Below are 7950 nucleotides of genomic sequence, written 5' to 3' on the forward strand. Positions count from 1 at the left end.
GCCGCCGCGCCAGTGCTGTTGCTGTTGCTGCTGCCGCAGGGTTTCGGCTGCCTGGGCGGTTGCTCCGGCGGGGCGGCGCATGCCCCGGCGGGGGCCGCATGGGCGGCTGAGGGCAACTGGCGGCATATCAGCCCGCAATCATCATCCGGTCCGGGAGCGTCCACCGCCACCCCTCACGCGCCGGAGATGCGGAACGGCGGCGGGCTGCCGCCCGACGTCCCGGAACTGCACATCGGCCTGCTGACCACCTATCCGCCGTTCAGCTATATGGTGGAGGGGGTGCCCGCAGGCTTCGCGCGCGACCTTGCCGAGTCCGTGGCCCAGGCGGCCGGTCGCAGGGCGGTGTTCCACGCCGACGACAGCGGCCCGGTCCTGCGGAGCTACCTGGCCGAGGGCAAGGTGGACATGCTGGCCCTGGTGGCGGAAACGCCGGATCGCCAGACACAGATGGAGTTCAGCGAACCCGGCGTGGAAGTGGCGGAACGCATCTACGTGCGGCGCGACGGCGGCGCCCACCCGCGTGGCGTGGCCGCCCTTTCCGGGCTGCTGGTGGCCGTGGTGGAGAGTCATGCCAGCCATCAGTATCTGCGGAACATGCCCGGCCAGCGTGTGCTGCCGGTACCTACCCCGCTGGATGCGGTGATGGCCGTGGCCTGGGGCCGGGCCGACGCCCTGGTGGCGCCCGAACCGGTGGTGGAGCACATCATTCGCCGCCTGCCCACGGACGCCCCCCTGGAACCTTCCGGCCAGCCGTTGCGCACGTTGCGGTTTTCGTTCGGCACGGCCAAGGGCAACACCCCCCTTGTCGCGGTGCTGAACGAGGCTCTCGTCAAGGTCCGCGCCTCTGGGGAATACGACAAGCTGTACCGCCGCTGGCTCGGCGGCAACGTGCTGTCACGCTATACAGACCGCGAATTGCTGCTGGGCGGTGCGGCCCTTGTGCTGCTGACCGTGTTCCTTGGGGCTTCCGTGATGCTGCTGTGGCGCACGGTGCACCTGCGCCGCGATGTGGAGGCGGGCACCGTGGCCACGCGCGAGGCGCGGGCATCCATGCTGCGAGAAGCCATCAGCAGGCAGCGGGCCGAGCAGGAGGCGGAACGCTTCTTCGCCCTGTCGCTGGATCCGGTGGCCATCGTCACCCAGCAGGGCGCGCTGCGCAGGGTGAACCCGGCCTGGGTGCGGCTGTTCGGCTTTGTGCCGGAAGAAGTGACCGGGCATCCGTTTCTGGATTTCGTGCACCCGGACGACATGGAGGCAAGCCGCCCGCTGCTGGTGGGCGGCATGAACGCCCTCGCGGGTGCGGCGGCCACCCCGGTGGAGAACCGCTTTCGCCGCAGGGACGGGGTGTACCGCTGGCTTGCCTGGGCCTCGGTGGTCCTGCCCGAGGAAGGGGTGGTCTACCTGTCCGGTCGCGACGTGACCCAACGCAAGGAGGCGGAACTGCATCTCGAACGCCAGGCCGAGGAACTGCGCCGTTCCAACGCGGAACTGGAGCAGTTCGCCTACATCGCCTCGCACGACCTGCAGGAGCCGTTGCGCAAGATCGCAAGCTTTCTCGACCTGCTGGCCAAGCGCTACGTGGGGCGACTGGACAGCGACGCCGACGAGTTCATCGGCTTTGCCGTGGATGCCGCCCGCCGCATGAAAGACATGATCGAGGATCTGCTGGCCTATTCGCGGGTCAGCACGCAGGGGCGCGAATTCGAGGACACGGACATGGAGAAGGTGGTCAACACCGTGCTCTCTGACCTGGGCCTGCTGCTGGAGGAGGCCGGGGCCACCGTGGAGCGGGGGCCGCTGCCCATGATCCGGGCCGACCGGGTGCAGATGGAGCAACTGTTGCGCAACCTGCTGGGCAACGCCGTGAAATACCGGTCGGAGACGCCCCCGAACATCTCCATCGGGGCGGAGCGGGCGGTTGGGGACGGGCAGCCCGGCGGGGCGTGGGTATTTCATGTGCGCGACAACGGCATCGGCATGAAGCCCGAGCATTTCGAGCGCATCTTTCGGGTGTTCCAGCGGCTGCACGGGCCGGGTCGCTACCCGGGCACCGGCATTGGCCTTGCGGTGTGCAAGAAGATCGTGGAGCGGCACGGCGGCACCATCGAGGTGGAGTCGGCGCCGGGCCGGGGCAGCACGTTCCGTTTCGTGATCCCGGACAGGCTTGCCAGGCCGACCGGGTCATACGGGCCGGGCATGCCAGTCGTGCCGGACGGGCACGTCGGGCAGCCCCTGTCCCAAGCGCGGCAATTGTCAACGGGTTTCGCCAGTCGAACAAGACTGCACGGGAGAGAGACATGAGCGGCACGCAACAGGCAAGACTCATCGACATCCTGCTGGTGGAGGACGACCCCGGCGACGTGCGCCTGACGCGCGAGGCGCTGAAAGGCAATCGCGTGTCCAACAGGCTGTTCGTGGTGGAGGACGGGGAGGAGGCCATGTCCTTTCTGCGGCGCGAGGGACCGTACGCCGATGCGCCCCGTCCGGACCTGGTGCTGCTGGACCTTAACCTGCCGCGCAAGAACGGGCGCGAAGTGCTGGAAGAAATCAAGAGCACGCCGGACCTGCGGTCCATCCCGGTGGTGGTGCTGACCACCTCGCGGCAGGAGCGCGACATCCTGAACGCCTACGACCTCAACGCCAACTGCTACATCACCAAGCCCGTGGGCTGGGAGCAGTTTCTGGAGGTGGTGGGGCAGATCGAGCATTTCTGGATGGGCATCGTGACGCTGCCGGTGAAGGGGGATTGAAGATGGGGGGCGTGGCAAGACGGCCTTGCCGTCATGTCCATGCCTGCCGAGTCTGCAGGCCAGCCCACGGCGTGCGCTCCCCGCACGCCGGAGTACCACCAGAGTAAGCCGGGAAGTACCCCGGAGGCTTCATGGATCAGGGGATGGAACAGGGGCAGGTGCGCATACTGCTGTTCGAGGACGACCCCGGCGACGCCAGGTTGTTCAGCCTGCTGCTTGCCGGGTCGGGCCTGCGGCATGTCATCGAGCGGGCGGAGACGCTGGCCGAGGGCCTTGCCCTGCTGGACGGCGGCGCATTCGACGTGGCCCTGCTGGACCTCAGCCTGCCGGACAGCCAGGGGTGGGACACGCTGGGCAGCCTGGTTTCGTACGCGCCGGAACTGCCCGTCATCGTGCTGACCGGGCTTTCCAGCCCCACCTTCGCAGAAGAGGCCGTGGCGCGCGGCGCGCAGGACTACCTGCGCAAGGGCGAGGTGCCCGAGGGGCTCATAGTCCGCACCATCCGCTACGCCATCGACCGCAAACGGGCGGAGGGCACGCTGCACCAGCACCGCCAGCGGCTGGAAACCATCATCAGCGCCAATCCGGACGGGATGCTGGTGGTGGACGCCGACGCCCTGGTGCGCTTTGCCAATCCCGCGGCGCTGGCCATGCTGGGGCGCGGGCTGCCCGGCGTACCCGGTTTGTCCGACATGCTGGGACAGCCTTCGCCCGTGCCGGTGCGCGACGACGAACTGGACCTGTGCGGCGACGGCGACAACCCCTGCCTGGTGGAGGTGCGCACCGCCCCGGTGACCTGGGACGACGGCCCGGCCACCCTGGTGTCCCTGCGCGACATCACCGCCCAGCGCCAGGCAGAACGTGCCCTGCGCGAGGCCGAACTGCGCTACCGCACCATTTTCGAGCATTCGCTGGACGGCATATCCGTCTACGAGCACTTCGAGGACGGTCGCGCCCCCCGGCTGGTGGACTGCAACCGGGGCTACGAGCGCATGGCCGGGCGCACCCGTGACAACCTGCGCGACATGGACGACGTGCGCCAGCTGCAGGTGTTTCTGGGCGGGCGCAAGTCCCCTGATCCCTTCCGCGACGACGGCGGGCTGCGCGGCCCGCAGAGCGCCGTGTATTCGTGGTTGCGGCCCGACGGGCGCGAGAACTGGATAGAGTCGGTATCCGTGCCCGTGCGCGACGGCGACAAGGTGCTGGTCTTCGGCATCGGGCGCGACGTCAGCCGCCGCCGCAAGCAGGAAGAGGCGTTGCAGCAGAGCGAGGCGCGCTTTCGGGCCGTGTTCGAGCATGCCCCCCTGGGGGTGTTCATCACGGACCATGACGGCAGCCTCGTCAAGACCAACCGGCTGTTCAACGTGCTGCACGGCTTTGCCGCGGCGGAACTGCCCCTGGGGCACTTTTCGGAACTGGTGCACGGGCACGAGGCGGGCGACGTGCGGGCCCTGTTCGCGGAACTGCACCGGGGCGAGCGCAATGGCTTCTTCCTGGAAACGCAGCACCTGCGGCGCGACGGCACGGTCTTTCCCGTGCGGCTGGCCGCGGCGGCCATCCGGGGGCGCAAGGGCGCCCTGCAATACGCCGTGGGCATGCTGGAGGACATCAGCGAGCGCCGCGCCGCCGAAGCGGAACTGCAAGGGTACCGCGCCCGGCTCGAGAACATGGTGCTGGAACGCACCCGCGACCTGGAACTGGCCCTGCGCACCGCGGAATCGCATCGGGAGAAGATCGACCTCATCCTGCGTTCCGTGTCCGAGGGGCTGCTGGTCACCGACCCCGACCACCGGGTGGTGCTGACCAACCCGGCGGCAGAGGACATCCTGGGCCTTGCCGCCCCAGGCGACATGGAAGGCGAGCCGGTGGCGGATCTCATCGAGGACGCCCCGCTGCGCAAGCGGCTGGCGCACTGCCTGGAGGACACCATGGGCGGCGCGCCCTGCCAGTTCGGTTTTTCGCGCCCTATGGAAGCAGGCGGCGTGCACCACTACACGGCCAGCACCTCGGAGGTGCGCGATGTCGGCGGCGTGCGCAGCGGCGTGGTCACCGTGCTGCACGACGTGACCAGCGAGCGCGAACTGGACCGCATGAAGAACGAATTCCTGACCACCGCCGCGCACGAGTTGCGCACCCCGCTCACCACCATCCTGGGATTTTCGGAACTGCTGGTCACCGGCGATGACATTCCCCGCGTGGAGCAGCGCCAGTACCTTGGCTACATCAACGAGCAGGCCACGTTGGTCTCCGGCATCGTGGCGGACCTGCTGGACATTTCCCGCATCGAGATGGGCCAGGGCTTCAGCCTCAAGCGCAGGCCCTGCGACCTGGTGGCGCTGATCCGCCGCAAGGTGGCCGCGCATATCGTGGGTACGCGCCGCCATTCGTTCCGGCTGCTGCTGCCGGAAACCCCGGTGCCCGCCGTGGTGGACGCGGACAAGGTGGCCCAGGTGCTCGACAACGTGCTGAGCAACGCCGTCAAGTATTCCCCCGGCGGCGGCGTGGTGGAGGTGCGGCTGCGACCCGGTCGGGACACGCACGAGGTCAGCGTGCGCGACAACGGCATGGGCATGAGCCCGGAACAGCTTTCGCGGGTGTTCGAAAAATTCTATCGGGGCGATGCCTCGAATACCGGCATACCCGGCACGGGCCTTGGCATGAGCATCGTGAAGTACCTCGTGGAGGCGCATGGCGGCGAGGTGGTGGTGGAAAGCGCCAAGGACGTGGGGACCACGGTGCGCTTCACCTTGCCGACCGATTCGGTCGGCTCGACCGGCCTGGCTGGACCGGCTGGCGCGTGAACGGGCATGGCCGCGACATGGAGTACTGGACAACTGGCGAATGGGGGCCGCGCGCCCCGAAGGAGACGCCATGACCGGCGAACGTGAACGGCGTGGAGCATTCGGCATCAAGGCCAAGATCATGGCCATCGCCATTCTGGGGCCCGCGTGCATAGCCGGTGTCATGGCCGTGCAGCGCATCGGCGATATTCGCGAGGGCGCGCACGAGGCCATCCTGGAGCAAAGCCGGGCCGTGGTGCTCATGGCAGAGGCCGCGCGCGACGAAATGTCGCGCAAGCTCGAAGGCGGGCTGATCCGCCCGTTCGCGGAACTGTCGCCCGACAAGGTGGTGGACGCGGTGCCGGTGATCACAGCCATCAAGATGGCCAGGGTCAATGCGGAAAAGCTGGGCTACGAATTCCGGGTGCCCAAGATGCATCCCCGCAACCAGGCCAACGAGCCCACGGACCTTGAGCGCAGGGTTCTGGAGCAGCTTTCAGCCTCGGGCCAGCAGGAACTGATCCTGCGCGAGGCGGACCATATCCGGTACTTCCGGGCCATCAAGCTGACGCGCGAATGCCTGTTCTGCCATGGCGATCCCAAGGGCGAGCGCGACGTGGTCGGCGGCATCAAGGAAGGCTGGCGCGAGGGCGAGGTGCACGGCGCCTTCGAGATCGTTTCGTCGCTGCAGGCGGTGAACGCCCAGGTGCGTTCCGCCGCCCTGTCCGTGGCGGGGTGGGCGCTGGGCATCGTGGGCGTGGTGGTGTCCTGTGCGTGGCTGTTGGCCAGCCGGTCCATCGCAAGACCGTTGCAGCGTATCCGCGATGTGGCGGGGCAGGTGGCCTCGGGCGACCTGACAACCGACATCGATGTGACCAGCCGGGACGAGGTGGGCAGCGTGGCCGAAGCCATCCGCACCATGACCGGCAACCTGCGCCGGGTCATCGGCGAGGTGATGGAAACCACCAACGGCGTCACGGCAGGCAGCCGCGAACTGTCCGAGACGGCGGTGAACATGGCTCAGGGCGCCACGGAGCAGGCCAGCGCGGTGGAAGAGGTGTCCGCCTCGGTGGAGCAGATGACCTCGAACATCCAGCAGAACGCCGAGAATGCCGCAGAGACCGACCGCATCGCCCTGCGCTCGGCAGAGGACGCCCGCGAGGGCGGAACTGCCGTGGCCCAGACCGTGCGGGCCATGAAGACCATCGCGGAAAAGATTTCCATCGTGCAGGAAATTGCCAGACAGACCAATCTGTTGGCTCTCAACGCGGCCATCGAGGCGGCCCGCGCGGGCGAGCACGGCAAGGGCTTTGCCGTGGTGGCCTCCGAGGTGCGCAAACTGGCGGAACGCAGCGGCACGGCGGCGGCGGAAATCGGCGAACTGTCGTCGTCCAGCGTGGCCCTGGCCGAGCGCGCGGGCAGCATGCTGGGCACGCTGGTGCCCAGCATCCAGAAGACGGCGGAACTGGTGCAGGAGATCGCGGCGGGCAGCAAGGAACAGAGCGTGGGCGCGGAACAGATCAACAAGGCCGTGCAGCAGCTTGATTCGGTGATCCAGCAGAACGCCTCGGCCTCGGAACTGATGGCCGCCACGTCGGAAGAACTGGCCGGGCAGGCCACGCAACTGGCCCAGACCGTGGCGTTCTTCCGGTTGCCTGCGGGCGGGGGCGTGCCGTCCATGGGCCGGCCCGTTCCGTCAGTCCGGTCCGGCCCGCCGGGCCGCACGGGCGGGCTGGAGATACGCCGCCCGCAGCGGGGGCATCCGCACGCCGACATCACCGAGGTCGGGGTGCACGGTGACCGTCCCGCCAGGGCGGGGCAGTCCGGCGTGACCCTGGAACTGGATGAAGCGGGGACGTCCGACGCCGATTTCGAACGCTATTGACGTCCGTTGGTCCGGAACTGCATGCGGTCGCCCGGGCCGACCCCCGATTTTGCCGCATGCAAGGGGTAGGAGCCATGAAACGGATACTCATCGCCGAGGACCAGTACGAGGTGCGTGAACTGGTGCAGGCCACGTTGCGAATAGGCAACTATCAGATATTGCAGGCTGAAAATGGCGTGCAGGCGGTGGAGATGGCCCGCCTGCACCGACCCGACCTGATCCTGATGGACGTCATGATGCCCGGCGAGATCGACGGGCTGGAAGCCACCCGGCGCATCCGGGCCGACCCGGTCACGGCGGGTTGCCGGATCATCATGCTGACCGCCAAGGGCCAGACCCAGGACCGCGAGGAGGGAATGCGCGCCGGGGCCGACGATTACTTCCCCAAGCCGTTCAGCCCCTTGGCGCTGATCCGCAAGATAGAGGAGTTTCTGGGATGAACGGGACGCGGGATGCCCCCCCCCCGGGCGCGCGGGCCGACAAACGGCCCGACGTGCGTTCCGACGCCCGGCGTGGCGCCGGACCGGCGGCTCCC

At 68.3% G+C, this 7950-nt stretch carries 5 protein-coding genes; all 5 read left to right on the forward strand.

Features of this window, described 5'->3' with window-relative positions; genetic code table 11:
- A partial coding sequence (locus tag FVW20_RS02745) for an ATP-binding protein (RefSeq protein WP_231038805.1) occupies positions 1–2301 on the forward strand: 2301 nt, incomplete at its 5' end.
- Positions 2298–2750 (forward strand): response regulator, encoded by a 453-nt coding sequence (locus FVW20_RS02750; protein WP_196608193.1) that lies wholly within the window; start codon positions 2298–2300, stop codon positions 2748–2750. The genes FVW20_RS02745 and FVW20_RS02750, both read left to right, overlap by 4 nt.
- Positions 2751–2881: 131 nt before the next feature.
- Positions 2882–5551 (forward strand): PAS domain S-box protein, encoded by a 2670-nt coding sequence (locus FVW20_RS02755; protein ID WP_231038806.1) that lies wholly within the window; start codon positions 2882–2884, stop codon positions 5549–5551.
- Between the two features lie 70 nt (positions 5552–5621).
- Positions 5622–7415: a methyl-accepting chemotaxis protein gene (locus tag FVW20_RS02760; RefSeq protein ID WP_196608194.1), complete on the forward strand. Its 1794-nt coding sequence runs from the start codon at positions 5622–5624 to the stop codon at positions 7413–7415.
- A gap of 74 nt (positions 7416–7489) precedes the next feature.
- Positions 7490–7855, forward strand: a complete 366-nt coding sequence (locus FVW20_RS02765) for a response regulator transcription factor (RefSeq protein WP_196608195.1) — start codon at positions 7490–7492, stop codon at positions 7853–7855.
- The last annotated feature ends 95 nt before the right edge of the window (positions 7856–7950 follow it).

The organism is Nitratidesulfovibrio oxamicus, assembly GCF_015731765.1.
GTDB classification, from domain to species: Bacteria; Desulfobacterota; Desulfovibrionia; order Desulfovibrionales; family Desulfovibrionaceae; genus Cupidesulfovibrio; species Cupidesulfovibrio oxamicus.

Coding starts and splice junctions, on each gene's coding strand:
- FVW20_RS02760 (WP_196608194.1), top strand. CDS start 5,622: ATGACCGGCGAACGTGAACGGCGTGGAGCATTCGGCATCAAGGCCAAG.
- FVW20_RS02755 (WP_231038806.1), top strand. CDS start 2,882: ATGGATCAGGGGATGGAACAGGGGCAGGTGCGCATACTGCTGTTCGAG.
- FVW20_RS02750 (WP_196608193.1), top strand. CDS start 2,298: ATGAGCGGCACGCAACAGGCAAGACTCATCGACATCCTGCTGGTGGAG.
- FVW20_RS02765 (WP_196608195.1), top strand. CDS start 7,490: ATGAAACGGATACTCATCGCCGAGGACCAGTACGAGGTGCGTGAACTG.